The organism is Streptomyces katrae, from assembly GCF_000717655.1.
Taxonomy (GTDB): domain Bacteria; phylum Actinomycetota; class Actinomycetes; order Streptomycetales; family Streptomycetaceae; genus Streptomyces; species Streptomyces katrae_B.
The window spans coordinates 81,925-106,117 of the sequence record NZ_JNZY01000013.1 but is presented as its reverse complement, the minus strand read 5'-3'; the positions used below and the strand labels follow the sequence as shown (position 1 = coordinate 106,117).

18 protein-coding genes and 1 riboswitch are annotated in these 24,193 nt (G+C 71.9%); of the genes, 14 read left to right on the top strand and 4 right to left on the bottom strand.

The genetic code is table 11. The annotated features are described in order from the left end of the window. Positions 1–98: 98 nt before the first annotated feature. The 3 genes from IF09_RS0118360 (at position 99) to mfd (ending at position 7,215) form a co-directional block, all read left to right on the top strand. Positions 99–875, top strand: a complete 777-nt coding sequence (locus IF09_RS0118360; RefSeq protein ID WP_369778606.1) for an ABC transporter ATP-binding protein — start codon at positions 99–101, stop codon at positions 873–875. A 53-nt stretch (positions 876–928) separates the two neighbouring features. Continuing rightward, entirely contained in the window at positions 929–3,454 is a 2,526-nt protein-coding gene (locus IF09_RS0118355) for an ABC transporter permease (RefSeq protein WP_051832627.1), read from the top strand. A gap of 227 nt (positions 3,455–3,681) precedes the next feature. Next, entirely contained in the window at positions 3,682–7,215 is a 3,534-nt protein-coding gene (gene mfd, locus IF09_RS0118350) for a transcription-repair coupling factor (protein WP_030296986.1), read from the top strand. Positions 7,216–7,362: 147 nt separating this feature from the next. On the opposite strand, the gene IF09_RS0118345 is transcribed toward mfd, so the two are convergent. Continuing rightward, positions 7,363–7,545, bottom strand: a complete 183-nt coding sequence (locus IF09_RS0118345) for an antitoxin (RefSeq protein WP_030296985.1) — start codon at positions 7,543–7,545, stop codon at positions 7,363–7,365. 72 nt (positions 7,546–7,617) lie between these two features. Beyond that, positions 7,618–8,469, bottom strand: coding sequence for a hypothetical protein (locus IF09_RS0118340; RefSeq protein WP_030296983.1), 852 nt, complete (start codon positions 8,467–8,469; stop codon positions 7,618–7,620). A gap of 269 nt (positions 8,470–8,738) precedes the next feature. Here IF09_RS0118340 and IF09_RS0118335 point away from each other — a divergent pair, with 269 nt between their 5' ends. Then, positions 8,739–9,329: a hypothetical protein gene (locus IF09_RS0118335; protein ID WP_051832626.1), complete on the top strand. Its 591-nt coding sequence runs from the start codon at positions 8,739–8,741 to the stop codon at positions 9,327–9,329. Beyond that, complete coding sequence (locus IF09_RS0118330; protein WP_324606853.1) at positions 9,326–10,837, top strand: serine/threonine-protein kinase; 1,512 nt, start codon at positions 9,326–9,328, stop codon at positions 10,835–10,837. Before IF09_RS0118335 ends, IF09_RS0118330 begins: the two co-directional genes overlap by 4 nt. A 266-nt stretch (positions 10,838–11,103) precedes the next feature. Here the strand turns inward: IF09_RS0118330 and IF09_RS0118325 are convergent, their stop codons facing one another. Beyond that, positions 11,104–13,530, bottom strand: coding sequence for a YfhO family protein (locus IF09_RS0118325; RefSeq protein ID WP_051832623.1), 2,427 nt, complete (start codon positions 13,528–13,530; stop codon positions 11,104–11,106). 192 nt (positions 13,531–13,722) lie between these two features. Here IF09_RS0118325 and IF09_RS0118320 point away from each other — a divergent pair, with 192 nt between their 5' ends. Together IF09_RS0118320 and IF09_RS0118315 are read left to right on the top strand one after the other, a co-directional pair. Beyond that, positions 13,723–14,349, top strand: coding sequence for a SurA N-terminal domain-containing protein (locus IF09_RS0118320; RefSeq protein WP_030296975.1), 627 nt, complete (start codon positions 13,723–13,725; stop codon positions 14,347–14,349). Positions 14,350–14,410: 61 nt separating this feature from the next. Then, complete coding sequence (locus IF09_RS0118315; RefSeq protein WP_030296974.1) at positions 14,411–15,403, top strand: nucleoside triphosphate pyrophosphohydrolase; 993 nt, start codon at positions 14,411–14,413, stop codon at positions 15,401–15,403. Positions 15,404–15,415: 12 nt separating this feature from the next. Here the strand turns inward: IF09_RS0118315 and IF09_RS0118310 are convergent, their stop codons facing one another. Beyond that, positions 15,416–16,627, bottom strand: coding sequence for a globin domain-containing protein (locus IF09_RS0118310; protein ID WP_051832621.1), 1,212 nt, complete (start codon positions 16,625–16,627; stop codon positions 15,416–15,418). 115 nt (positions 16,628–16,742) lie between these two features. Between IF09_RS0118310 and IF09_RS0118305 the strand changes: the two genes are divergently transcribed. The 7 genes from IF09_RS0118305 to IF09_RS0118275 all read left to right on the top strand — a co-directional run bounded on the left by IF09_RS0118305 (position 16,743) and on the right by IF09_RS0118275 (position 24,090). Beyond that, positions 16,743–18,017, top strand: coding sequence for a cytochrome P450 family protein (locus tag IF09_RS0118305; protein WP_030296971.1), 1,275 nt, complete (start codon positions 16,743–16,745; stop codon positions 18,015–18,017). 102 nt (positions 18,018–18,119) lie between these two features. Beyond that, positions 18,120–19,157, top strand: a complete 1,038-nt coding sequence (locus IF09_RS0118300; protein WP_030296969.1) for a LysM peptidoglycan-binding domain-containing protein — start codon at positions 18,120–18,122, stop codon at positions 19,155–19,157. A gap of 282 nt (positions 19,158–19,439) precedes the next feature. Then, positions 19,440–19,611: riboswitch (cyclic di-AMP (ydaO/yuaA leader) on the top strand. A gap of 2 nt (positions 19,612–19,613) precedes the next feature. After that, the gene (locus IF09_RS0118295; RefSeq protein WP_030296967.1) at positions 19,614–20,315 is read left to right on the top strand and encodes a transglycosylase family protein; all 702 of its coding nucleotides are present in this window, start codon (positions 19,614–19,616) and stop codon (positions 20,313–20,315) included. 320 nt (positions 20,316–20,635) lie between these two features. Further along, positions 20,636–21,922, top strand: coding sequence for a phosphopyruvate hydratase (gene eno, locus IF09_RS0118290; protein ID WP_030296966.1), 1,287 nt, complete (start codon positions 20,636–20,638; stop codon positions 21,920–21,922). 118 nt (positions 21,923–22,040) lie between these two features. Beyond that, positions 22,041–22,529, top strand: coding sequence for an FtsB family cell division protein (locus IF09_RS0118285; RefSeq protein WP_030296965.1), 489 nt, complete (start codon positions 22,041–22,043; stop codon positions 22,527–22,529). A gap of 74 nt (positions 22,530–22,603) precedes the next feature. Further along, entirely contained in the window at positions 22,604–23,152 is a 549-nt protein-coding gene (locus IF09_RS0118280) for a DUF501 domain-containing protein (RefSeq protein WP_030296964.1), read from the top strand. After that, complete coding sequence (locus IF09_RS0118275) at positions 23,149–24,090, top strand: Ppx/GppA phosphatase family protein (protein WP_030296963.1); 942 nt, start codon at positions 23,149–23,151, stop codon at positions 24,088–24,090. Before IF09_RS0118280 ends, IF09_RS0118275 begins: the two co-directional genes overlap by 4 nt. Positions 24,091–24,193: the final 103 nt, after the last annotated feature.

Below are 24,193 nucleotides of genomic sequence, written 5' to 3'. Positions count from 1 at the left end.
TTCAGGACGGCATCACACGCCGGATCCGGCCGACCCGCCGGAATCCGGTCACACGCGCAGCAACGCAACGAACGAGGGGAAGCACCGTGACAACGGCTATGACCGAAACCAGGCACGGGGGTACTGGAGGGCATGAAGCCGTCGCGGCCCGGGCGCGCAAGGTCGTCAAGGCCTATGGCGCCGGGGAGACCCGTGTGGTCGCCCTCGACGAGGTGGACGTGGACATCAAGCGCGGCCAGTTCACGGCGATCATGGGCCCCTCCGGCTCCGGCAAGTCCACGCTGATGCACTGCCTCGCCGGTCTCGACACGGTGACCAGCGGGCAGATCCACCTGGACGACACCGAGATCACCGGGCTGAAGGACAAGAAGCTCACGCAGCTGCGCCGCGACCGGATCGGTTTCATCTTCCAGGCGTTCAACCTGCTGCCGACGCTCAACGCCCTGGAGAACATCACGCTCCCCATGGACATAGCGGGCCGCAAGCCCGACGCGGAGTGGCTGAACCGGGTCGTGGAGACCGTCGGCCTCGCCGGCCGCCTCAAGCACCGCCCGACCGAGCTCTCCGGCGGCCAGCAGCAGCGCGTGGCCGTCGCCCGTGCCCTCGCGGCCCGCCCGCAGATCATCTTCGGCGACGAGCCCACCGGAAACCTGGACTCCCGGGCCGGCGCCGAGGTCCTCGGCTTCCTGCGCCGCTCGGTGGACGAACTCGGCCAGACCATTGTCATGGTCACGCACGATCCGGTCGCCGCCTCGTACGCGGACCGTGTCATCTTCCTGGCCGACGGCCGGATCGTGGACGAGATGTACGGGCCCACCGCCGACCAGGTGCTCGACCGGATGAAGGACTTCGACGCGCGCGGGCGGACCTCGTGAGCAACACCGTCCTGAAGACCTCGCGACGCAACTTCGTCGCGCACAAGGGGCGGATGGCGCTCTCCGCGGTCGCCGTCCTGCTCTCCGTCGCCTTCGTCTGCGGCACCCTGGTGTTCACCGACACCATGAACACCACCTTCGACAAGCTGTTCGCCGTCACCAACTCCGACGTCACGCTCTCTCCGAAGGCGGCCGAGGGCGGCGAGGACGTCCCGGACCGCGGCAAGCCCGAGGTGCTGCCCGCCTCGCTCGTCGAGCAGGTCAAGAAGGCCGACGGGGTCAAGGGCGCCGAGGGCGGCGTCGTCTCGGTGTCCGTCACGGTCGTGGGCGCCAAGAACGAGAACCTGGGCTCGACCACCGGTGCCCCGACCATCGCGGGCAACTGGAGCGACAACGAGCTCAAGTCGATGAAGATCACCTCCGGCCGGGCCCCGCGCGGCCCGACCGAGATGATGGTCGACGCCGACACCGCCGAGAAGCACCACCTGAAGCTGGGCGACGAGCTGCGCACCATCGCCGTCACCGGCGACATCCGCGCCCGGATCAGCGGTATCGCCACCTTCACCGTGACCAACCCGGGTGCCGCGATCGTCTACTTCGACACGGCCACCGCGCAGGAGAAGCTGCTCGGCGCGCCCGGCCTCTTCACGCACGTCAACGTCAGCGCCAAGGACGGGGTCAGCGACGACCAGCTGAAGCAGAACATCGCGAAGGCCGTCGGCGCGGACACGTACAAGCTGCAGACGGCGAAGGAGGCCGCGGACGCCAACCGCAAGGACGTCGGCTCCTTCCTCGACGTCATGAAGTACGTGATGCTCGGCTTCGCCGGGATCGCCTTCCTCGTCGGCATCTTCCTGATCTTCAACACGTTCTCGATGCTGGTCGCCCAGCGCACCCGCGAGATCGGCCTGATGCGCGCCATCGGCGCCGACAGCGGCCAGGTGCTGAAGTCCGTGGTCGTCGAGGCCCTGCTGCTCGGCCTCGTCGGCTCGCTCCTCGGTGTCGGCGCCGGTGTGGGCCTGGCCATCGGCCTGATGAAGCTCATGGGCCAGATGGGCATGCACCTGTCCACCGACGACCTGACCGTCGCCTGGACCACCCCCGTCGTCGGCCTGGTGCTCGGCATCATCGTCACCGTCGTCTCGGCGTTCATCCCGGCCCGCCGGGCCGGGAAGGTCTCGCCGATGGCCGCCCTGCGCGACGCCGGCACCCCCGGCGACAAGAAGGCCGGCCGCATCAGGGCGGCCGTGGGCCTGGTCCTGACCGGCATCGGCGGCGCGGGCCTGTTCCTCGCCGCGGCCGCCGACAAGGCCGCGCCCGGTTCGCTCTGGCTGGCCATGGGCGTCCTTTTCACCCTCATCGGCTTCATCGTGATCGGCCCGCTGCTCGCCGGCGGCGTGGTCCGGCTGCTCTCCGGCGTGGTCCTGCGGCCCTTCGGGTCCGTCGGCCGGCTCGCCGAGCGCAACGCGCTGCGCAACCCGCGCCGCACCGGCGCCACCGCCGCCGCGCTGATGATCGGACTGGCGCTGGTCGCCTGTCTGTCGGTCGTCGGCTCCTCGATGGTGGCCTCCGCCACCGACGAGCTCGACAAGTCGGTCGGCGCGGACTACATGGTCCAGTCCCAGGCGCAGCAGCCGGTCGTCCCGCAGGCCGAGCAGGCGCTGCGGGCGGCCAAGGACCTCGACCACGTCACCGCGTACCGGCTGGTGAAGGCGAAGATCACCGCACCCGACGGCTCAGCCAAGGACGCCGAGCTGAGCGTCACCGACCCCACCTACGTCCAGGACGTCCGGCGCAAGGCGGTGGCCGGCGAGCACGCGGCGGCGTACGGCAGCGGCGCGATGTCGGTCGGTTCGCTCTACGCGGACGAGCACCACGTCAAGGTCGGCGACGAGATGACCGTCGCCTTCGCCGAGGGCAAGAGCGCCAGGCTGAAGGTCGCCGCGATCACCTCGGACGAGGGCAACATCGACAAGGGCTCGATGTACATCAGCACCGCGACCGCGCAGCAGTACGTCCCGGCCGACCGGATGCCCCTGCCCTTCATGCTGCTGGCCAAGGCCGCCGACGGGAAGGCCGGCTCCGCGTACGCGGCGGTCAAGGCGGCGCTCGCCGAGTACCCCCAGTACCAGGTGCGCAACCAGACCGACTACAAGAAGGACCTCCAGGACCAGGTCGGCCAGCTGCTGAACATGGTCTACGGGCTCCTCGCCCTCGCGATCATCGTGGCGGTCCTGGGCGTCGTGAACACCCTCGCCCTCTCGGTCGTCGAGCGGACCCGGGAGATCGGCCTGATGCGCGCCATCGGCCTCTCCCGCCGCCAGCTGCGCCGCATGATCCGCCTGGAGTCGGTGGTCATCGCCCTCTTCGGCGCCCTCCTGGGCCTCGGCCTGGGCATGGGCTGGGGGGCCGCCGCGCAGCAGTTGCTCGTCCTCCAGGGCCTGAAGGTGCTGGAGATCCCCTGGCCGACGATCATCGGCGTGTTCGCCGGGTCGGCCTTCGTGGGCCTGTTCGCCGCACTGGTCCCGGCCTTCCGGGCAGGACGGATGAACGTACTGAACGCGATCGCGAGCGAGTAGCCGCGGTCGTACGGGGGACCGCCGGCCCCGGTCAGCCCTCACGGGCCGGCCGGGGCCGACGGCCGTTCGGGCGGCCCGGTCCGGCAGCCGGGACGGCCGGTCACTCCCCGGAGTGGCCGCAATCCCTCGCGCGGGTGAGGGGGCGGCGTCGTAGGGTGGGAAGCCCCGGCCCGTGAGACGTGTCGGGCCCTTCGCGTTGCCCCTTCACCGGACGGAAGCCTCCTTTCATGAGCCTGCACGGACTGCTCGACGCCGTCACCCGGGACCCGGCCCTCGCCGAGGCGGTCACCGCGGCCGGCGACGGCAACCGCATGCACGTGGACCTCGTCGGACCGCCGGCCGCACGGCCCTTCGCCATCGCCGCGCTGGCCGCCAGGACCGAGCGGACCGTGCTCGCGGTCACCGCCACCGGGCGGGAGGCCGAGGACCTGGCCGCCGCGCTGCGCTCGTTCCTGCCCCCCGACGAGGTGGCCGAGTACCCGTCCTGGGAGACCCTTCCGCACGAGCGGCTCTCGCCGCGCAGCGACACCGTGGGCCGTCGGCTCGCCGTACTGCGCCGCCTCGTGCACCCGAGCAAGGACGACCCGGCCGCAGGGCCCGTCTCCGTCGTCGTCGCGCCGATCCGGTCCGTGCTCCAGCCGCAGGTCAAGGGGCTCGGCGACCTGGTTCCGGTGAGCCTGCGCCAGGGCGTGAGCGCCGATCTGGGGGAGATCACCGAGGCGCTGGCCGCGGCCGCGTACGCCCGCGTCGAGCTCGTCGAGAAGCGCGGGGAGTTCGCCGTGCGCGGCGGCATCCTCGACGTGTTCCCGCCCACCGAGGAGCACCCGCTGCGCGTGGAGTTCTGGGGCGACGAGGTCGAGGAGATCCGCTACTTCAAGGTCGCCGACCAGCGGTCCCTGGAGGTCGCCGAGCACGGGCTGTGGGCCCCGCCCTGCAGGGAGCTGCTGCTGACCGACGAGGTGCGGGAGCGGGCCGCGGCCCTCGCCGAGGAGCACCCCGAGCTCGGCGAACTGCTGAACAAGATCGCCGAGGGGATCGCGGTCGAGGGCATGGAGTCCCTCGCCCCGGTCCTCGTGGACGACATGGAACTGCTGGTCGACGTCCTGCCGGCCGGGTCCATGGCCGTGGTGTGCGACCCGGAGCGGGTGCGCACCCGGGCCGCGGACCTGGTGACGACCTCCCAGGAGTTCCTGATGGCCTCCTGGGCCGCCACCGCCGGCGGTGGCAAGGCCCCGATCGACGTCGGCGCGGCCTCGCTGCGCGGGATCGCGGACGTACGGGAGCACGCGCGCGAGCTGGGCATGATGTGGTGGTCGGTGTCCCCCTTCGCGGCCGACGAGGCCGATGGCGGCGGGGACACGCTCAAGCTCGGCATGCACGCCCCGGAGGCCTACCGGGGCGACACCGCCCGCGCGCTCGCCGACACCAAGGGCTGGATCGCCGACGGCTGGCACACCGTCTACCTCACCGAGGGCCACGGCCCGGCCGCCCGCACCGTCGAGGTGCTCGGCGGCGAGGGCATCGCGGCCCGGCTCGAGGCCGATCTGCGCGCCCTGGAGCCGTCGATCGTCCACGTCGCGTGCGGCTCGCTCGACAACGGGTTCGTCGACCCCGCGCTCAAGATCGCCGTCCTCACCGAGACGGACCTGACCGGCCAGCGCACCGCCACCAAGGACCTGGGCCGGATGCCGACCCGGCGCCGCAAGTCCATCGACCCCCTCACCCTGGAGGCCGGCGACTACATCGTCCACGAGCAGCACGGCGTCGGCCGCTACATCGAGATGGTGCAGCGCACCGTCCAGGGCGCCACCCGCGAGTACCTCCTCGTCGAGTACGCCCCCGCCAAGCGCGGCCAGCCCGGCGACCGCCTCTACATCCCCACCGACCAGCTGGAGCAGGTCACCAAGTACGTCGGCGGCGAGGCCCCGACCCTGCACCGGCTCGGCGGCGCCGACTGGACCAAGACCAAGGCGCGCGCGAAGAAGGCGGTCAAGGAGATCGCCGCCGACCTCATCAAGCTGTACAGCGCGCGCATGGCGGCCCCCGGGCACACCTTCGGGCCCGACACCCCCTGGCAGCGCGAGCTGGAGGACGCCTTCCCGTACGCGGAGACGCCCGACCAGCTCACCACCATCGCCGAGGTCAAGGAGGACATGGAGAAGTCCGTCCCCATGGACCGCCTGATCTGCGGCGACGTCGGCTACGGCAAGACCGAGATCGCGGTCCGGGCCGCCTTCAAGGCGGTCCAGGACGGCAAGCAGGTCGCCGTGCTCGTCCCCACCACGCTGCTGGTGCAGCAGCACTTCGGGACCTTCTCCGAGCGCTACAGCCAATTCCCGGTCAACGTGAAGGCGCTTTCCCGCTTCCAGAGCGACACCGAGTCCAAGGCCACGCTGGAGGGCCTGCGCGAGGGCTCCGTGGACATCGTCATCGGCACGCACCGGCTCTTCTCGCAGGAGACCAGGTTCAAGGACCTGGGCCTGGTCATCGTCGACGAGGAGCAGCGGTTCGGCGTCGAGCACAAGGAGCAGCTGAAGAAGCTGCGCGCCAACGTCGACGTGCTGACCATGTCCGCGACCCCGATCCCGCGCACCCTGGAGATGGCGGTGACCGGCATCCGCGAGATGTCGACCATCACCACCCCGCCCGAGGAGCGCCACCCGGTGCTCACGTTCGTCGGCCCGTACGAGGAGAAGCAGATCGGCGCGGCCATCCGGCGCGAACTGCTGCGCGAGGGCCAGTGCTTCTACATCCACAACCGGGTCGAGTCCATCGACCGGGCGGCCGCCAAGCTGCGCGAGATCGTGCCCGAGGCGCGGATCGCGACCGCGCACGGGCAGATGTCGGAGCAGGCCCTGGAACAGGTCGTCGTGGACTTCTGGGAGAAGAAGTTCGACGTCCTCGTCTCCACGACCATCGTCGAGTCCGGCATCGACATCTCCAATGCCAACACCCTCATCGTGGAGCGCGGCGACAACTTCGGCCTCTCCCAGCTGCACCAGCTGCGCGGCCGCGTCGGACGGGGCCGCGAGCGCGGGTACGCGTACTTCCTCTACCCGCCGGAGAAGCCGCTGACGGAGACCGCGCACGAGCGTCTCGCGACGATCGCCCAGCACACCGAGATGGGCGCCGGCATGTACGTGGCGATGAAGGACCTGGAAATCCGCGGCGCGGGCAACCTGCTCGGCGGCGAGCAGTCCGGGCACATCGCCGGCGTCGGCTTCGACCTGTACATCCGCATGGTCGGCGAGGCCGTGGCGGATTACCGGGCCGCGGTCGAGGGCGGGGTGGAGGAGGAGCCGCCGCTCGAGGTCAAGATCGAGCTGCCGGTCGACGCGCACGTCCCGCACGACTACGCCCCCGGCGAGCGGCTGCGCCTCCAGGCCTACCGGTCCATCGCGTCGGCTAACTCCGAGGCGGACATCAAGGCCGTGCGCGAGGAGCTCCACGACCGCTACGGCAAGCTGCCGGAGCCGGTGGAGAACCTGCTGCTGGTGGCGGGGCTGCGGATGCTGGCGCGGGCCTGCGGCGTCGGCGACATCACCCTCCAGGGCGTCAACATCCGCTTCGGGCCGGTGGAGTTGCGCGAATCGCAGGAGCTGCGCCTCAAGCGGCTCTACCCGGGCGCGGTGCTCAAGCCGGCCACCTCGCAGGTGCTGATCCCGCGGCCCAAGACCGCCCGGGTGGGCGGGAAGCCGCTGGTCGGACGGGAACTACTGGCCTGGACCGGGGAGTTCCTCACCACGATCCTCGGTTCGTAAGGCTTCCGTACGACCGCCTTCCGTACGACCGCCTTCCGTACGACCGCCTTCCGTACGACCGCTCCCGTACGACCGCTTGCGTGCGACGCGGTGCGCGGCCGGGGACCTGCGGGTCCCCGGCCGCGCCGCCGGCTGCTCGGGCGGGGCCTACCGGTTCGGGTCGTCGTCGATGCCCAACTGCTTCTCGACCTGCTGCTGGCCCTGATCGACCTGCTTGGCGTACTTGTTGCCGGTGCGCTGGTCGATCTGCTGCTCGGCGGCGTCGGACGCCTGCTTCGCCTGCTTGCCGTGGCCCTGCAGCATTTCCTTGGCCCTGTCGAAGATCCCCATGCGAGGGCTCCCTTCCGTATCCCTTTTGCGACGCTACGCGCGTTTCCGGGGATCCGCCCGCCGAGGCCGGTGTCAGACCGATTCGCCGGGGGCGCCGCCACCCAGCTTCGACAGGTCCAGCACGTCCGCGCCCTCCGGCAGGGCCGTGTCGACCGGCGTGCCGAACGCGGAGAAGAGGATCTCCCCGGTCTCGTCCCCCGAAATGGTGGACTTGAGCAGGTACGGGGTGCCCTGGGCGGCTATGTAGTCGACCTCCGTGCCCTCCTTGGCCGCCGAGGTGATCGCCAGTGCCTGCTTGCCGTCGATGGCGACCGTCTCGCCCTTGCGGGCCAGCGGGCTGGGCTTGCCGCTGCCGCCCATCAGCTTGCCCAGGTCGCAGACATGGGCCATCGAGGCTGCCTCGGGATCGGAGAGCGGCATCTTCAGCCAGCGGTCGGCGAGCATGGTGACCATCGCGTCCGTCTGCTTCTTGGGGGTGTGCTTCTTCGCGGCCACGGCCCGCCAGTAGCCGGCGTCCCCCTTGAAGTGCATGAGGTCGGTGGACTTGATGAGGTCCACCTTGCCCATCCCCTCGTACCGGATCACGCCGTTGCAGCCGCTCTTCCTGTCGAGGGACAGCTCGAACTCCACCTGCTGCCCGTCCTCGCGCATCTTCGCGACCACGTGGGCCGATTCGACCTTGCGCATGGCCTCGTACGACTGGTTCAGGATCTCGGCGCCCGACAGGTCCGCGAGCACACCGGTGCTCTTGTCCTTGCCCTTGGCCGCGGGCGTCGGCGTGGCCCCGGCCGAGACCTGCTCGGCGGCGCGGGCCGCCCTGCCGACGTCGGCGGCCTTGCCCCCGCCCGCCGGCAGGCAGGCCGTCGTCAGCCCGAACAGCGCCGTCGTGGCCAGCGCCGACATGCCGATGGTCCGGCTCCGCATGTGGATCCCCCCTTGGAACAACAACTCGACTGCCGAGGGTAGTCGCCGCCGGTCAGGGAGCCCCGGCGATTTCCGCCCGGGCGGCGCGGCCCGCGGCGGGCGGAGGTGTGCGGCGACCCTGCAACGGTTGCGCGCATCCCCTCACTGGCGGCCGGAAACGCTGTATACGCTCAGACCCGAAACTTCGTCGACACGGTCCGTCAGGAGCAGCGATGCACGGCCCCGGCCTCCCGCCGCAGCAAGGCCCCCAGCCCAGTTCCGGGGGAATCGTGGCACTGCGCGTGCTGTTCGCCCTGCTGCCCGTCCTGAGCTGCGGCTTCCTGGGCTGGGGCACGATGCTGCGGCTCGCGCTCGTCACCCGCAAGCCCGTGGACTGGTGGCTGCTGGCCGTCAACTGTGGGCTCAGCGTCGCCTGGATCGCGCTGATCGGCGCCGACCCGACGCCCAACACCGATGGCTGGCAGGGCAATACCGGCGCCTTCGGCATCATCATCACCGGCTTCCTGACCTGCGTGTACTTCCTCGTCGCCGACATCCGCCACTACGGAGCACGGTCGGCGGCCCCGACCGCCCCCTGGTACCCGGCGCAGCCCGCGCCGTACGTCCCGCAGCAGCAGGCCCGGCCGGGGTACGGATACCCGCCGGCCCAACAGCACACGCCGACGCCGACCCCGTCCCCGGCCCCCGCACCGGCTCCCGGGCCGGCCGGCCCGCCACGGATCGGACAGGTGCGCGCCGAGCTCGACGAGCTGAGCGAACTGCTGCGCAAGCAGACGCCGCACCCGCGACCGAATCCGCAGGCGAACCCGAACCCGGACCCGAACGCGCCCGGCAACGAGGGTGAGGGCCCGGCCCGGTGACCGACGACGACCGGATCATCGGCGAGCGCTACCGGCTGGCCTCCGTCCTGGGACAGGGCGGCATGGGCCAGGTCTGGACGGCGTACGACCAGCGGCTGGACCGCCGCGTCGCCGTCAAGCTGCTGCGCCCGGACAAGGTGGCGGGCCCCGGCTCCGTCGCCGACGAGCTGCGCCGTCGCTTCGTGCGCGAATGCCGGGTCACGGCGCAGGTGGACCACCCGGGGCTGGTCACGGTCCACGACGCGGGCAGCGACGGCGACGAGCTGTTCCTCGTCATGGGCTACGTCGAGGGCACCGACCTCGCCGACCACCTCGCCCAGCACGACCCGTACCCCTGGCCGTGGGCGGTCGCCGTGGTCGCGCAGCTGTGCGGGGTGCTGTCGGCCGTGCACGCGGTGCCGATCGTGCACCGCGACCTGAAGCCGCGCAATGTGATGATCCGCCCGGACGGCACCGTGCTGGTCCTCGACCTCGGTGTCGCCTCGGTGATGGACACCGACACCACCCGCCTCACCAGCACCGGCACCCCGATCGGCAGCCCGGCGTACATGGCGCCCGAGCAGGCGATGGGCGGCGCGGTGGGCCCGTACACCGACCTCTACGCGCTGGGCGTGCTGCTGTACGAACTCCTCAGCGGCAACGTCCCGTTCGCGGGGTCCACCGCGCTCGGCGTACTGCACCGCCACCTGTACGAGCCGCCCGTCCCGGTCCGCAGGATGCGCCCCGAGATCCCGCACCAGCTCGAGGCGGTCCTGCTCCACCTCCTCGCGAAGGACCCGCAGGACCGGCCCGCCTCCGCACAGCACGTCTACGAAGCCCTCGCGTCGCTGCTGCCCAAGGAGGGCACGCCGACGGGCACGCTCGACCCGACCCGCCCCTTCCTGCGCCCCCACGCCCCCTGGCCGGACCGCGCCTCCACCGTCCCGCCGCAGCCGGCCGCACCGCCGACGCCGCCCCGGAAGCCGGACATCCCGGCCGCGGTGGACGAGGCCCGCAGCCTCCTGGACCAGGGCCGCCTCACCCAGGCCGTGGACATCCTCGGCGGGATCCTCCCGGCCGCGGAGGCTGAGCACGGCGAGCACTCACCGGTGGTCCGCTCCCTGCGCAAGCAGTACGCCGCCACGCTGATGGACGACGGCCAGTACCGCCGTGCGCTGCCCGAGCTGCGCCGCCTCGCCGACGAGTTCCCGGCCGGCGACCCCCAGTCCCTGCGCTTCCGCTACGACGCGGCCCAGTGCCTGGAGCAGCTCGGCGCCCCCGGGGCGGCCCTGGCCGAGTACCGCTCCCTGCTCCCGCTCTTCGAGAACCACTACGCCAATCCGGATCCCGGCCTGCCGCTGGAGGTCCGCCGCCGGATAGCCCAGCTGCTGCTCTCGATGGGCGACCGCCCCGCGGCACACGACACCCTGGCCCGCCTCCTGTTCGACGCGGAGCGCGTCCACGGCCCGGCGCACCCCTTCTCGACGGAGGTCCGCCGCACCCTGCACTGGCTGAGCCAGGTCCGCTGACGCCGGCCGGGGTTCCGCCGTGCGGTGTACCGTACGGCTCCCTGTCCGCATCCCCATGCGCCCGGGCGTTCCCGAGAGGTGGTCGGTCTCGGCCGCTTCTCCGGCCGGCCGGCTGACTCGCCCTTCGGCAAGGGGCGGACGACACGGTGACCGTCACCGTCGACCACGTCGGCATCCACCGCGGCCTGGACGCCGCCGGCCAGCGCCGCTTCCTCTCCAGCCGCAAGACCGGCAACGGACCGACCGTGTCGGACCGGGGCGGCGCCTCACTCCTGGACGCCGCCGGCACCTACGCGAAGAAGCTGCACACGGTTCACCGCATCCGATGGGCGAGGGGTTCGCCAGCGCCGGGCTCGGACAGGGACAGCCAGGAGCACCAGCAGGGCCGCGCCCGCGAGCGCCAGGCCCGGGGCGAGGCCAGGGGGCCGGAAGGTGCAGGTCACCGTGAGGGTCCGGCCGTCCAGCGGGATCGCCACCAGGCCCAGGTAGGGCGTCGCCGGGCGGCCGTTGCACGTCCAGCCCGCAAGGGCGGGGGCGGCGAGGACCGCCGTGCCGGTGGTGCCCGCCGGGACGGTGGCGCTGACCGTCGAGGAGCCGATCCGGAGTGAAGCCGGGGCCGACGCGCGCAACGCGGCCACCGCCGCGTCCAGGCGGGCGCGGTCCAGGCACGACAGGGCCCAGCGCGGGGGCGCGACAGCGTCGAAGACCAGCGCCGAGGAGGCCCCCCGGGAGGCGCCCAGCGGCTGGACGGCCGCCCGGTTGCGGGGGGCGTTGCCGTTCAGCCGGAACGCGCGGCCGTCCGCGAGGCGGGCCGTCGCGTTGTACTCCGGGGCCCAGAGGTAGGCCTCCGTGCCCGCGCGGCACACCCCGGGGGAGACGGGGTCCTCGTACACCTTCGCGCCCAGCAGGAGTTCCTGGTTGGCGAACGGGGGCCCGTCGCCCTCGCCGTACGAGGGCACGGGCCCCGGCGGGCGGACCGTGACCAGCGGCGGGACGACCTGCGCGCGGCCGATCGTGCCGTCCGGCCGCAGGCGGGCGCCGACCGCGAACACCGCGTCCGTCACCGGGTTGTCGATGCTCTGCACGTTGCGCCCGCGCGAGGTCCAGCCCGCCCCGAGGGCCACCATCGTCCGCGTGAACACGTCGGGGGTGTGGCTGCTGTAGTACGCGCCGCCCTCCCCGCCCAGCAGCAGCGGATCGTTGCCCGACAGCGCCGGCCGGCCCGGGTCCGTGCGGTACGCGGGCCAGCCCTCGGCGCCGGCCAGGGCCTCGGCGCGCGCCGTGTGCGCCGCCCCCCACGGGGGGTAGTCGTCCAGGCCGCCCAGCTTGCCCTTGTGCCCGAACGCCGTCGTCGCGGCCGCCTGCCCGGTCAGTACGAGCGCCAGCACCCCGGCCGCCGGGAGGACCAGCCTGCGGTGGCCCAGGCACCACCAGGCCCCCGCCGCGAGCGCCAGCCCGCCGCAGAACAGAACGAACCCCCACGTCGTCGCCAGGGGGCTGCCGCTCGCCGCCACGGCCGCGGCGGCCAGCACCGCCGCCCCTGCCGCCAGCGCCCGCGGCCCCGGCAGCCCGGCCGTCGCCAGCCCGGTCCACGCGGCGATCACGGCCACGCCGGCCAGCACGAACGTCTGCCGGTACGGGCTGCCGTTCGGGGTGGCGAACAGGTGCCAGGCCAGGTGCGTCGGCGTCCACTGGAAGGAGAGCAGGACGGCCGCCGTCAGCCCCGCCCACCCCAGGCGGGTCGGCAGCGGCACCGCCCGGTGGAACGGCAGGGCCGCCACCAGCAGCAGCGTCCCCGTACCCACGAAGAGCGCCGGCGAGGAGAAGGAGTACGTGCCGGGCAGGACCCGCGCGAACAGGTCCGGCCAGGAGACCGGCGCGAACTGCCGCGTCCACCCCGGGTACGCCTGCTTCGAGCTCAGGAAGAGGGGGACCAGCACCGGGGCGGACACCGCGATGCCCAGCAGGGTCGTCCCCGCACCACGGACGAGCACCCGCAGCCGCTCCCGCACCCCTTGGCGCGTCAGCACCACCCGCAGCAGAAGTACCAGCGCCGCGCCCAGCGTCGCCATGTAGGCCGTGTAGAAGTTCGCCGTCCAGCACAGCGCCACCACGAGGACGGCGAGCGCCGGCCGGCGTCCCCGCAGCGCCCATTCACCCGTCAGACACAGGAGCGGGAACGCGATCAGCCCGTCCAGCCACATCGGGTTGTACGACGCCTCGATCACGGACCAGCCGCACAGCGCGTACGAGGCCGCCAGCAGCCCCGCCGCCCACCACGGCCCGCGGCGCTGAGCGCGCAGCAGCCAGGCCATCGCCGCCGCGGCGGCGGCCGTCTTGAGCACGGTGACCACGTACACCGCGAGGTCGATGTCCTCGCGCGGGAACAGGGCGACGAGCACCGCGAAGGGGCTCGAGAGGTAGGTGCCGAAGTCGGGCAGGAAGCTCGTGCCGTAGCCGGACTGCCAGTTGAGCAGCAGCCCGCCCTCCGCGCGCCCGTGCAGGAGGTCCCACAGGTGGGCGTGGAAGGGGACGAACTGGTTGCCGAGGTCGTTGATGCTGCGGTGGCGGTGCCCGAACGGGAACACGCGGGCGGCCGCGTCCCCGGCGCACACGGCCACCACCGTGATCAGGGCGGCGAGGGCCGAGCCGTGCAGGCTCCGGCGGCGCGGCGAGCGGTGCGGTGTCGACATGGTGGGCCGACCTTGGCACCGCCGGTGGACCACAGGATGGCCATCGGGTGACTGCGACATCAACAGATGCGCACCCCGACACCCCGGGAATCGTTGGTCGAACCAGTGGCCCGGATCACCTTGACTGCATACCATCGATCACCGCACGGCCCTTGTGCACCGACGCACAATCTCCCGGCCCTGGAGGCTCCTTTGCACCGTCGCACTGCGCTCTCCGTCTCCGCCGCCCTGCTCGTGGCGGCCCCCCTGATGTCCGCCTGCTCGGGTCAGGCCCGCCCCGGCACCGCGGCCGTCGTCGGCGGCGAACGGATCACCACCTCCGCGCTGCAGGCCCAGGTGGGCGACGTCCGTGCGGCGCAGAACGGATCCGGTCCGACCGCCGCCCAGCTCATCCAGGCCTCGCCCGGCCTGGAGCGCGTCAAGCTCAACAAGATGATCCAGACCGTGGTCCTGGAACGCGCCGCGAAGGAGGCGGGCGTGAGCGTCGGCGAGAAGGAGGTCCAGGACTTCCGCAAGGCCCAGCTGGAGAAGGCGGGCGGCAGCGAGAAGCTGGCCGCGGCCGCCCTCGAGCAGGCCCAGCTGGCGCCCGGCCAGCTCGACGCCGACGCCCGCTTCAAGCTGCTGCGCGACAAGCTCTTCGACCACTACGGCAGCCAGGACAAGGCCGTCGAGAAGCTCGCGTCCGCCGCGAAGGCGCTGCACATCGAGGTGAACCCGCGCTACGGCGTCTGGGACGCGCAGCAGATCGTGCTCGGCGACCAGGACACCCCGTGGATCGTCCAGCGGACCCGGCCCGAGCAGGCCCCCGCCGGAGCCTGAGTCACCCGTCCGGAGGTAGGTTCGGAGGGTGACCGACCACGCCGCCGAACCCGCCCCCGCCGTGCCCGCCGCTGCCGGCGACACCCCTGCCGACGACACCGCCGCCGGCCGGATCGTCCTGCTGACCGCCAGCCACCGGGTCGCCCCCGGCCTGCTGTCCTGGCCGGCCTGGCAGACCCTGCACGCCGCGGACCGGGTGCTGTGCGCCGACCCGGGCCACCCGCAGCTTCCGTACCTGCGCGAGGCGGGCGTCGAGGTCGCACACGAGACCCCCGACGCGCACGCGCTGGTCGAGGCATGCGCCGGCGGCCGCACGGTCGTGGTGATCCCCGGCGGCGAGGGTGACCAGGGCCTCACCGACGGGCTGGCCCGGCTCGCCGGCTCCGGCCGCGTCGACATGCCCGACCTCGAGCTGCTGCCCGGCTCCTACGATCTGCCCGGCGCGCGCCTGCTCGACCTCGTCCAGGTGATGGACCGGGTCCGCCGGGAGTGCCCCTGGACCTCGCGACAGACCCACGAGGGACTGGTCAAGTACGCCACGGAGGAGGCGTACGAGCTGGTCGAGGCCATCGAGGACGGGGACCGGGAGGCGCTGCGCGAGGAGCTGGGCGACGTGCTCCTCCAGGTCGTCTTCCACGCGCGGATCGCCGAGGAGCACGCCGACGAGGCGTTCTCCATCGACGACGTGGCCGGCAGCCTCGTCGAGAAGCTGATCCACCGGCATCCGCACGTCTTCGGGGACGCGGACGCGCAGACCCCGGAGGACGTCAGCGCCCACTGGCAGCGCACCAAGGCGGTCGAGAAGCAGCGGGAGTCGGTCACCGACGGGATCCCGCTGGGCCAGCCCGGTCTCGCGCTCGCGGCCAAGCTCGCCGGCCGGGTCCGTACAAACGGCGTGGCCGTGGAGCTGCCCCGCGGCGAGGGCATCGGGTACGAACTGCTGGAACTGGCGGCGCGCGCCGAGGCGGCGGGCGTCGACCCCGAGACCGCGCTGCGTGCCGCGGCCCGCGTCTACCGGGACGCGATCCGCGCCGCCGAGGGCGTCGGCGAGTAGCCCGCAGGAGGTCTACCGGAGCTCGCGCCCCGACGGGTTGTGCCAGTGCGGGGCGGGGCGGCTCAGGAACCACTCCCCGAAGCCCAGGGGCCGGCCGTTCGGGCCGTGGCCCGTGCCGGCGGCGGGTACGGAGTCGTGGAAGATCCGGCCGGGGAGGGCCCCGAGCTCCCGGAGCAGGTACGCGGTCTCGTCGATGAACGGCGGCGGGCCGCTGAGGTAGACGTCCTGCTCGGGCCACAGCGCCCGGTGGCCGAGCGCGGTCGCGAGCCGCCCGGTGGCCTGGTTGCGGTGCTGCCCGGGGGCGGGCGTGATGTAGGTGACGCCGAGCCAGCCGAAGGCTGCGGCGTACTCGTCGATCAGCGGGCGGTCGTAGAGGTGGGCGGCGTCCCGGGCGACGACGAAGAGCCTTACGTCCTGATCGGGGGGTTGCCCGGCGAGCTCCTCCAGCATGGCCCGGACCGGCGCCCAGCCGGTGCCCGCCGCGATGAAGCTGACCGGCCGGTCCGCGCGGCGGAAGGTCAGCCGCCCGCCGGCCGCGCCGAGCCGCAGTATCTCGCCCGGCCGGGCCTCGCGGACCAGGGCGGTGCTGAGCCGCCCGTGCTCGATGCGGCTGACGTGCAGGTCGAGGGTGCCGTCCGGGCGCGGGGCGTTCCCGATGGAGTACGTGCGCCAGGTCGTCGGTACCCGCTCGCTGCTCACGCTCACGTACTGGCCGGGGAGATAGGGGAGGGGGGCGTGCGGGCGCAGGGTCAGCACCGCTATGTCCTCCCCGTACTGGAGGTGGCGCACGATCTCGGCGTCCCACCACGGCGGGTCCTCGCTCGCGGCGGCTCCTTCCATCATGGCGTCGGCGATCACCTGGTACGCCTCGGACCAGGCCTTCTCCACGCCCGGGGTCCAGGCCTCTCCGGAGGTCCGGGCGAGCGCGGCGAGCAGGCTGGAGCCGACGGCCGCGTAGTGCTCGGGCCGGGCGAGGAACTTGCGGTGGTCACGGCCGAGGTCGTGGAGATAGGGGAGGAGGCCCTCGTCGTCGAGGTGGGCGACCACGTGGGTCAGCGCGGCGAAGAGCCGGTCGCGCTGGCGTTCCATGTCCTCGGCGGGGGCCGGGAAGAGTTCTCGGATCCCGGGGTTGTGCCAGAAGAGGTGGGAGTAGAAGTACTTGACCGCGTGCTCGGCCCTTCTCTCCACCACCGCGAAACTGCTCTTCAAGATCCTTGCATCCACAGAACCGAAAGTAGGAGGGCCGGGGAACGCGAGGTCAAGCGATGGCGGATCTACGGACAGCCGCGGCGAACGACCCATATGGGATGCCGGCCGACCCGCGGGATACGGTCATCGGGTGCACGAGCCGACCTCCGCAGCCCCCGCAGACAGCACTCCTCCCCAGGGTCCGACCCTGTTCGACTGGGAGTTCGCGACCGATCCGTACCCGGCGTACGCCTGGCTGCGCGAGCACTCCCCGGTGCACCGCACGAAGCTCCCCAGCGGGGTCGAGGCCTGGCTGGTCACCCGGTACGCCGACGCCCGCCAGGCCCTCGCGGACCAGCGGCTCAGCAAGAACCCGGCGCACCACGCGGAGCCGGCGCACGCCAAGGGCAAGACCGGGATCCCGGGGGAGCGCAAGGCGGAGCTGATGACGCACCTGCTCAACATCGACCCGCCGGACCACACCCGGCTGCGGCGGCTGGTGTCGAAGGCGTTCACCCCGCGCAGGGTGGCCGAGTTCACCCCGCGGGTGCAGGAGCTGACCGACCACCTCATCGATCAGTTCGCGAGCAAGGGGGAAGCCGACCTCATCCACGAGTTCGCCTTCCCGCTCCCCATCTACGCCATCTGCGAGATGCTCGGCGTACCGCGCGAGGACCAGGACGACTTCCGCGACTGGGCCGGGATGATGATCCGCCACGGCGGTGGCCCGCGCGGTGGCGTCGCCCGCTCCGTGAAGCAGATGCGGACCTACCTCGGCGAACTCATCCATCGCAAAAGGGACGATCTGGGCAATGACCTCATCTCCGACCTGATCCGCGCGAGCGACCACGGCGACCACCTGACGGAGGCCGAGGCCACGGCGATGGCCTTCATCCTCCTGTTCGCGGGGTTCGAAACCACGGTGAACCTGATCGGAAACGGGGTGCACGCCCTGTTCATGAACCCCGGTCAGCGCACCCGCCTCCAGGACTCCCTGGCCGCCGGGGAGAGCGGCCTGCTGGAGACCGGCATCGAGGAACTGCTCCGCTACGACGGCCCCGTGGAGCTGGCCACCTGGCGGTTCGCCACCGAGCCGCTGAAGCTCGGGGGCCAGGCCGTCGCGGCCGGCGATCCGGTGCTCGTCGTCCTCGCCGCGGCCGACCGGGACCCCGAGCGGTTCGCCGATCCCGACACCCTCGACCTCTCCCGCACCGACAACCAGCACCTCGGATACGGGCACGGCATCCACTACTGCCTGGGTGCTCCGCTCGCACGACTTGAAGGGCAGACGGCGCTTGCGACTTTGCTGACGCGTCTGCCGGATCTGGAACTCGCTGTTCCGCCCAACGAGCTTCGCTGGCGCGGAGGTCTGATCATGCGTGGCCTGCGCACTCTTCCCGTCAGGTTTACAGCCCGAAACGCCTGAAGGCCCCCTGACGGTAAGTCAGCCACGGTCAGGAGTTGTGACTTGCGTGCTAAGGCGGCTAGGTTCTGCCGTTACCCAGTCGTTATGCGAAAGGTGCAGCTCATGCGTTCCGGGAACGGCCGCCACAGACGCCCCCGCCAGGTACCCGCGATAGTCGTCACCGCCGGAGTCACCGGTTCCGCCCTGGCTCTGCCGCTGCTCGCCGCCACCGGCGCGAGCGCGGCGGACACCTCCACGTGGGACAAGGTCGCCGAGTGCGAGAGCGGCGGCTCCTGGAGTGCCAACTCCGGCAGCGGGTCCTACGGCGGACTTTCGTTCACGCAGGAGCAGTGGAACTCCTCCGGCGGCCTCGACTTCGCCGAGCGCCCCGACCTCGCGAGCCGTTCGCAGCAGATCGCCGTCGCCGAGCGCGTCCTGGGCACCCAGGGCCCCCAGGCGTGGGGGCAGTGCTCGGAGTCGGCCGGGCTGACCCGGCAGGCCCCCGCCGCGTCCGTGGACCCGGGCCTGCCCGGCACGCTCGGCCCCGTCACCCCGAGCCCCTCGCGCCCCGACGACTCGGTCCCGGCCGGTGGCACCGGCGCGAAGGCGCGCGATTTCGGCGCCCCGACCCCGGCTCCGGCCCCGGCACCGGACTTCACGCTCCCGCCGGCGCCGCTCGCGCCGAACAGCGGACTGCCCGTCATGCCCGACCCGGACGTGCCGTCCACGTCGCCGACCGTCCCGGTGCTCCCGGGCGACCCGACCGCCAACCCGGGCACTCCCACGGCGCCGACGGCCCCGACCGCCCCGGGAAGCCCGGCCACGCCCGGCAGCCCGACGGACCCGACCGCTCCGGTCGTCCCGGCCGACCCCGGCACCCCCGCGGCCCCGGGTGCCCCGGGCGCCTCCACCGACCCGAGTGCCGTCCCGGACCTCACCGGCACCGGCAAGCACCGTGGTACGCCCGCCCTCGAGCTGCCCGCCGCATCTGAGGGGGCGTCGGCGCCCTCGTACACCGTCCAGGCGGGCGACAGTCTGGCCACCATCGCGTCTGCCAAGGGGGTCAAGGGCGGCTGGAACGCGCTCTACCAGGCCAACGAGCAGGTCATCGGCAAGGACGCGGATCTGATCAAGCCCGGCCAGAACCTGGATCTAAGCTAGGAATAGCGGCACTTCGGACACCCGGAAAGGGCTGAATGCCCGTTATCTGCAAGTGAGACATGTGTCTCTTCCGGTCAACTGGCGTGTCCCGCCCGGAGTCTTCCGCAAACCCGGTCCTCACCTGCGCAAACGCCCCTAAAGGGAGCGCAAGTAGGGGCCGTTTCTCCCCGGTGTTCCTCGTTGAACATCGGGGAGAGACCTGTCTACCTTCTGAGTCGCCCGCCACCGCGGGCTCCTTCGACCGCATCGCCGAATCCTGCCGGCGGCCGGAGGGAACAGTCGTCGCGTCAAGCGCCGAAGGCAGGAGCGGGGGAACCAAGGTAGGCGCCGGGACCGGCCGTTGAGAGACGGTCACGGAAACGGCTAGGGGTTAAGTCGTGCGCCACGTCGCACGGCCGGGCACTCATCCGCCCGAACCCGACAGCTCACCTCGTAGGCGTCGGTGAGGAGAACTCCATGCTGCTTTCCGGCAAGGGCAAGCACCGTCGCGCCACGGCCATCCAGCGGACCACCCGCATCGTCACGCTCGCCGGCGTCGCCGGTGTCGCCGTCGCCGCCCCGCTGATGGCGGCCGGCTCGGCCTCCGCCGCCACCGCGTCCGAGTGGGACCGCGTCGCGCAGTGCGAGTCCGGCGGCAACTGGTCCATCAACACGGGCAACGGCTACTACGGCGGCCTGCAGTTCTCGTCCTCCACCTGGGCCGCGTACGGCGGCAAGGCGTACGCCGCGCAGGCCAACCAGGCCTCCAAGTCGCAGCAGATAGCCATAGCCGAGAAGGTCCTCAAGGGCCAGGGCAAGGGCGCGTGGCCGTCCTGCGGCGTCGGCCTCTCCAACTCCTCTTACACCGGCGGTGGTACGACCGACACCCCGAAGAAGACGGAGCAGAAGACCGAGACCAAGAAGACCCAGCCGAAGAAGACCGAGCCCAAGAAGGAGACGAAGCGCTCCGAGGCTCCGACGACCCGCTCCGAGCGCTCCGAGGCCCCGGCCCCGAAGACCGGCAACGGCTCGTACGAGGTCAAGCCCGGCGACACCCTCGGCACCATCGCCGAGGTCAACGGCGTCAAGGGCGGCTGGGAGAAGCTCTTCGAGCTCAACAAGGACATCGTCTCGGACGCCGACCTGATCTTCCCCGGTCAGAAGCTGAAGCTCAGCTGAACCCTGCCGTAACAACTGCGGCAGCGAGCACAGCACGCAGCATCCCCACCGCCCGGCGCGTCTTCCCCCCACGCGCCGGGCGGCGGCGTTTGTCCGGCCCGGTCCTCTCCTGATTCCCCTCCCGGACCCGCCCAGGACCCGGCCGGGACGGCAGCGGTCAGGAGTCCTATGTACCGGAAGGCGGGTATTCGGGCCCTTTTTCGTCCCAGGAGGCGGGCGGTCGGCCGGCCTAGTGCCCGGAGCCGGTTAGGCTCTAGTCGGCGGGGCCATCCCACGGTCCGACATGCCACCGCACACCCAGCGTCACATCCCAGAAGGAGATGCTCGTGCCGTCCATCGACGTCGTCGTAGCCCGGGAAATCCTGGACTCCCGAGGCAACCCCACGGTCGAGGTCGAGGTGGGCCTCGACGATGGCAGCACCGGCCGTGCTGCAGTTCCGTCCGGCGCCTCCACCGGTGCCTTCGAGGCCATTGAGCTCCGCGACGGTGACCCCAACCGTTACATGGGCAAGGGTGTCGAGAAGGCCGTCCTCGCGGTCATCGAGCAGATCGGCCCGGAGCTCGTCGGCTACGACGCCACCGAGCAGCGCCTGATCGACCAGGCCATGTTCGACCTGGACGCCACCGACAACAAGGGCTCGCTCGGCGCCAACGCCATCCTCGGCGTGTCCCTCGCCGTCGCGCACGCCGCGTCCGAGGCCTCGGACCTCCCGCTCTTCCGCTACCTCGGCGGCCCGAACGCGCACCTGCTGCCCGTTCCGATGATGAACATCCTCAACGGTGGGTCGCACGCCGACTCCAACGTGGACATCCAGGAGTTCATGATCGCCCCGATCGGCGCGGAGTCCTTCTCCGAGGCGCTGCGCTGGGGTGCCGAGGTCTACCACACCCTCAAGAAGGTCCTGCACACCAAGGGTCTGTCCACCGGCCTGGGCGACGAGGGCGGCTTCGCCCCGAACCTGGAGTCCAACCGCGCCGCGCTCGACCTCATCGTCGAGGCCATCAAGCAGGCCGGCTACACCCCGGGCAAGGACATCGCGCTCGCGCTCGACGTCGCCGCGTCCGAGTTCTACAAGGACGGCAAGTACGAGTTCGAGGGCCAGTCCCGCTCGGCCGCCGAGATGACCGACTACTACGCCGAGCTCGTCGAGGCGTACCCGCTGGTCTCCATCGAGGACCCGCTCTTCGAGGACGACTGGGCCGGCTGGAAGACCATCACCGACAAGCTGGGCTCCAAGGTCCAGATCGTCGGCGACGACCTCTTCGTCACCAACCCCGAGCGCCTGGCCCGCGGTATCGAGGAGGGCTCCGCGAACGCCCTGCTCGTCAAGGTGAACCAGATCGGTTCGCTGACCGAGACCCTCGACGCCGTCGAGATGGCCCAGCGCAACGGCTTCAAGTGCATGATGTCGCACCGTTCCGGTGAGACCGAGGACGTCACCATCGCCGACCTCGCCGTCGCCGTGAACTGCGGTCAGATCAAGACCGGCGCCCCGGCCCGCTCGGACCGCGTCGCCAAGTACAACCAGCTGCTGCGCATCGAGGAGATCCTCGACGACGCCGCGGTGTACGCGGGCCGCTCCGCCTTCCCGCGCTTCAAGGGCTGAGTGCTGAGGGCCGAGCGTTAATCACGCGCTTGCTTCCGTACGTCCCCGCACTCGGTCCCGTACCGTGTGCGGGGACGTATTGCGTAGTGCGTACCGCGTAGCAGGGGAGGCGGGATCAATGGCCGGGAACCGGGATCGGTTCTCCACCTTCTCCACCGCGACCAGGCTCAAGCAGCTCGGTGAGCGGACCGCAGCCCACGTCTACCGCTCGCAGACGCGCCGTCAGGTCCGCCGCAGCCGGCTCACCGGCCGGGCCGCACTCCTGGTGCTCGTCCTCTGTACGCTGGTCGTCGCCCTCGCGTATCCGATGCGCCAGTACGTCTCCCAGCGTTCGGAGATCGCGGAGCAGCAGCGGGCCGCCGAGGCCGCGAGCCGACGCCTCGAACGCCTCCGCGACGAGAAGGCCCGCTGGCAGGACAACGCGTACGCGGAGCAGCAGGCGCGCAAGCACCTGCACTTCGTCCGGCCGGGCGAGATCAGCTACATCATGACCGACCCCGGGGCAGGGGCCGCCGAGCGGCACCGCACCGGATCGGCCGGCTCCGACCGGCCCTGGTACTCCAACGTCTGGGACGGCGTCGACAAGGCCGACCGCCCCGGCGAGTGACGAACAACGGCACTGCGAGTACCGCGCCCCGAGCACCGCACCCATCCACGAGAACGAAGAGACTTCCTCCAGGCATGCAGACGCCCCCGCCCCAGACCGACCGGACCGAGCCGACCGACGCGGACATCGACGCGTTCCAGCAGCAGCTCGGCCGCCCGCCGCGCGGGCTGCGCGCCATCGCCCACCGCTGCCCCTGCGGCCAGCCGGACGTGGTGGAGACCGCCCCGCGCCTCCCCGACGGCACGCCCTTCCCGACGCTGTACTACCTCACCTGCCCGCGCGCGGCCTCCGCGATCGGCACGCTCGAGGCGAACGGCGTGATGAAGGAGATGCAGGCCCGCCTCGCCGAGGACCCAGAGCTGGCCGCCGCCTACCAGGCCGCGCACGAGGACTACATCCGGCGCCGTGACGCCATCGAGGTGCTCCAGGGCTTCCCGAGCGCCGGCGGGATGCCGGACCGGGTGAAGTGCCTGCACGTGCTGGTCGGCCACTCGCTGGCCGCCGGTCCCGGGGTGAACCCGTTCGGCGACGAGGCGCTGGCGATGCTGCCGGAGTGGTGGGCCAAGGGCGCCTGCGTCACCCCGTGCGCGGAGAAGGCGGAGAAGAAGGAGTCGGACGCGTGACCCGCGTCGCCGGCATCGACTGCGGTACGAACTCCATCCGCCTGCTCGTCGCGGACTGCGACCCCGCCACCGGCGAGCTGGTCGAGCTGGACCGGCGGATGACGATCGTCCGCCTGGGCCAGGGCGTGGACAAGACGGGCCGGCTGGCCCCGGAGGCGCTTGAGCGCACCTTCGCGGCCTGCCGCGAGTACGCGGCGGTCATCGAGGAGCTGGGTGCGCAGCGGCTGCGCTTCGTGGCGACCTCGGCCTCCCGCGACGCCGAGAACCGGGACGAGTTCGTTCAGGGGGTCCTCGGAATCCTGGGCGTCGAGCCCGAGGTGATCTCCGGTGACCAGGAGGCGGAGTTCTCCTTCATCGGCGCCACCAAGGAGCTGACGGGCACCACCCACATGGAGAAGCCCTTCCTGGTGGTGGACATCGGCGGCGGCTCGACCGAGTTCGTCGTCGGCGAGGAGCACGTACGGGCGGCCCTTTCGGTCGACGTGGGCTGCGTCCGCATGACCGAGCGCCACCTGGTGGTGGACGGCGCGGTCACCGACCCGCCGACCGCGCAGCAGATCGCCGCCATAAAGGCCGACATCGAGGCGGCGCTGGACCTCGTCGAGCAGACGGTCCCGCTGTCCGAGGCGCGCACGCTGGTGGGCCTGGCCGGCTCGGTGACCACGGTCGCCGGGATCGCGCTGGGGCTGCCGGAGTACATCTCCTCCGCGATCCACCACGCGCGCATCCCGTACGAGCAGGTCCGTGAGATCACCGAACGCATGCTGACGTCGGTGCACGCCGAACGCGCGGCGATCCCGGTCCTGCACCCGGGCCGGGTGGACGTCATCGGCGCGGGCACCCTCGTACTGCTCGCGATCATGGAGCGCATCGGTGCCTCCGAGGTCGTGGTCTCGGAGCACGACATCCTCGACGGAATCGCCTGGTCCATCGCCTGACGGGCGGGTCGCGGGAGGCTGGTGCGGGGCTCGTGCGGGGGTCGTGGGGGGCCTGCCGGGGACGCCCGGGGGCCCTTACGGTGCCCTTAGGTCCCGCCCTCCA

Coding starts and splice junctions, on each gene's coding strand:
- IF09_RS0118360 (WP_369778606.1), top strand. CDS start 99: ATGACCGAAACCAGGCACGGGGGTACTGGAGGGCATGAAGCCGTCGCG.
- IF09_RS0118355 (WP_051832627.1), top strand. CDS start 929: ATGGCGCTCTCCGCGGTCGCCGTCCTGCTCTCCGTCGCCTTCGTCTGC.
- mfd (WP_030296986.1), top strand. CDS start 3,682: ATGAGCCTGCACGGACTGCTCGACGCCGTCACCCGGGACCCGGCCCTC.
- IF09_RS0118345 (WP_030296985.1), bottom strand. CDS start 7,545: ATGGGGATCTTCGACAGGGCCAAGGAAATGCTGCAGGGCCACGGCAAG.
- IF09_RS0118340 (WP_030296983.1), bottom strand. CDS start 8,469: ATGCGGAGCCGGACCATCGGCATGTCGGCGCTGGCCACGACGGCGCTG.
- IF09_RS0118325 (WP_051832623.1), bottom strand. CDS start 13,530: ATGTCGACACCGCACCGCTCGCCGCGCCGCCGGAGCCTGCACGGCTCG.
- IF09_RS0118300 (WP_030296969.1), top strand. CDS start 18,120: ATGCGTTCCGGGAACGGCCGCCACAGACGCCCCCGCCAGGTACCCGCG.
- IF09_RS0118295 (WP_030296967.1), top strand. CDS start 19,614: ATGCTGCTTTCCGGCAAGGGCAAGCACCGTCGCGCCACGGCCATCCAG.
- eno (WP_030296966.1), top strand. CDS start 20,636: ATGCTCGTGCCGTCCATCGACGTCGTCGTAGCCCGGGAAATCCTGGAC.
- IF09_RS0118285 (WP_030296965.1), top strand. CDS start 22,041: ATGGCCGGGAACCGGGATCGGTTCTCCACCTTCTCCACCGCGACCAGG.
- IF09_RS0118280 (WP_030296964.1), top strand. CDS start 22,604: ATGCAGACGCCCCCGCCCCAGACCGACCGGACCGAGCCGACCGACGCG.